Here is a 2,878-nt window from a genome sequence, read left to right on the forward strand (position 1 = left end):
GTTCCTCGCGCAGCACTAACCCGTCCTCTTCAGGATTGCGCTTTTGCAGGTCAATGGTGCTTTCACTGGAGCTTTCCTGCACCGGCACCACCGGTGGAATGTCCGGACGCTGGCGGATCGGGTCGGTTTGCGAAGTGATCGGCACGGCACTCAGGGGGAGCATCGGTGGCAGCATGGTTTCGGTCTCCTGTCAGCAGGCTGTCGGCTGCGGGGATGGCGACTTGAGCCATCGGTCGCAAACTGTGACCCGATTGGCACTCATTAGTGCACCTGGCGGCGCACCATGCACAGGTGGACTAACGTAAGACTGTGAGTTTTTCTGAGAGTCCTTTGGCCCTGAAGCCCTCATTCCGTTAAGATAGCCGGCTTTTTCAGGTGGGAGTCAGGCAGCATGGCGCAGCAGTATCAACCGGGGCAACGCTGGATCAGTGACAGCGAAGCCGAGCTGGGTTTAGGCACCGTTCTGGCACAGGACGGTCGCTTGTTGACCGTGCTCTACCCGGCCACTGGCGACACCCGCCAGTACGCGCTACGGAATGCGCCTCTGACCCGCGTGCGGTTTTCGCCGGGTGACTCCATCACTCACTTCGAAGGCTGGAAACTGACCGTCCGCGAAGTCGACGACATTGATGGCCTGCTGGTTTACCACGGCCTCAACGGGCAGAACGAAGTGGTCACCCTGCCGGAAACCCAACTGTCGAACTTCATCCAGTTCCGCCTGGCCAGCGACCGTCTGTTCGCCGGCCAGATCGACCCGCTGGCCTGGTTTTCCCTGCGTTATCACACTCTGGAACACACCAGCCGCCAGTTGCAGTCCTCCCTTTGGGGCCTGGGCGGCGTGCGTGCGCAACCGATCGCGCACCAGTTGCACATTGCCCGCGAAGTCGCCGACCGCATCGCGCCACGGGTTCTGCTGGCCGATGAAGTGGGCCTGGGCAAAACCATCGAAGCCGGCCTGGTTATCCATCGCCAATTGCTCTCGGGCCGCGCCAGCCGTGTGCTGATCCTGGTCCCGGAAAACCTGCAGCACCAGTGGCTGGTCGAGATGCGCCGCCGTTTCAACCTGCAGGTCGCGCTGTTCGACGAAGAGCGCTTCATCGAAAGCGATGCCAGCAACCCGTTCGAAGACACCCAACTCGCGCTGGTCGCGCTTGAGTGGCTGGTGGACGACGAGAAAGCCCAGGATGCGTTGTTCGCGGCCGGCTGGGACTTGCTGGTGGTCGACGAAGCTCATCACCTGGTGTGGCACGAAGATCAGGTCAGCCCTGAATACTCGCTGGTCGAGCAACTTGCCGAAACCATTCCCGGCGTGCTGCTGTTGACCGCCACCCCGGAACAACTGGGCCAGGACAGCCACTTCGCTCGTCTGCGCCTGCTCGACCCGAACCGTTTCCACGACCTGCAAGCCTTCCGCGCCGAGAGCGAAAACTATCGCCCGGTGGCTGAAGCCGTTCAGGAGTTGCTGGACAAGGGACGCCTGTCGCCACAAGCCCACAAGACCATCCACGGTTTCCTCGGCAACGAAGGCGAAGCCCTGCTGGCCGCCGTCAACGATGGCGATACCGAAGCCAGCGCGCGCCTCGTGCGCGAACTGCTCGACCGCCACGGCACCGGCCGCGTGCTGTTCCGTAACACCCGCGCCGCCGTGCAGGGTTTCCCGGAGCGCAAGCTGCACCCGTACCCGCTGCCGTGCCCGGACCAATACCTCGAACTGCCATTGGGCGATCACGCCGAGTTGTACCCGGAAGTCAGTTTCCAGGCCCAGCCGGATACCAGCGAAGAAGAACGCTGGTGGAAATTCGACCCCCGCGTCGAATGGTTGATCGATCAGCTGAAGATGCTCAAGCGCACCAAAGTGCTGGTGATCTGCGCCCACGCCGAAACCGCCATGGATCTGGAAGACGCCCTGCGCGTGCGCTCGGGCATCCCGGCCACGGTGTTCCACGAAGGTATGAACATCCTCGAGCGTGACCGCGCCGCCGCCTACTTCGCCGATGAAGAGTTTGGCGCGCAAGTGCTGATCTGCTCGGAAATCGGCAGTGAAGGTCGCAACTTCCAGTTCTCCCATCACCTGGTGCTGTTCGACCTGCCGTCCCACCCGGACCTGCTGGAGCAACGCATCGGTCGTCTGGACCGGATCGGCCAGAAGCACATCATCGAACTGCACGTGCCGTATCTGGAAACCAGCCCGCAAGAGCGTCTGTTCCAGTGGTACCACGAAGCACTGAACGCATTCCTCAACACCTGCCCGACCGGCAACGCCTTGCAGCATCAGTTCGGCCCGCGCCTGCTGCCGCTGCTGGAAGAGGCCGACGATGGCGAGTGGCAAGCGCTGATCGACGAAGCCCGCGCCGAGCGTGAGCGTCTGGAAGACGAGCTGCACACCGGTCGCGACCGCTTGCTGGAGCTGAACTCCGGTGGCGCGGGCGAAGGCGATGCGCTAGTGGAAGATATCCTGGAGCAAGATGATCAGTTCGCCCTGCCGATCTACATGGAAACCCTGTTCGACGCCTTCGGCATCGACAGTGAAGACCATTCGGAAAACGCGCTGATCCTCAAGCCGAGCGAAAAAATGCTCGATGCCAGCTTCCCGCTGGGCGACGACGAAGGCGTGACCATCACCTACGACCGCAACCAGGCACTGTCTCGCGAAGATATGCAGTTCATCACCTGGGAGCACCCGATGGTTCAGGGTGGCATGGACCTGGTCCTGTCCGGCTCGATGGGCAACACCGCCGTGGCGCTGATCAAGAACAAGGCGCTGAAGCCGGGCACCGTGTTGCTGGAACTGCTGTATGTCAGCGAAGTGGTTGCCCCGCGCTCACTGCAACTGGGCCGCTACCTGCCGCCGGCCGCCCTGCGCTGCCTGCTCGATACC

General features: G+C 62.4%; 1 protein-coding gene and 1 pseudogene. One reads left to right on the forward strand and one right to left on the reverse strand.

What is annotated here, in order from left to right:
* Positions 1 to 175, reverse strand: a pseudogene (locus tag ACXRVY_RS22740) (aspartate-semialdehyde dehydrogenase); the annotation flags it as partial.
* 216 nt (positions 176 to 391) lie between these two features.
* Between ACXRVY_RS22740 and rapA the strand changes: the two are divergent.
* A partial coding sequence (gene rapA, locus ACXRVY_RS22745) for an RNA polymerase-associated protein RapA (RefSeq protein ID WP_458238297.1) occupies positions 392 to 2,878 on the forward strand: 2,487 nt, incomplete at its 3' end.

This window comes from Pseudomonas sp. P5_A2_2 (genome assembly GCF_054177685.1).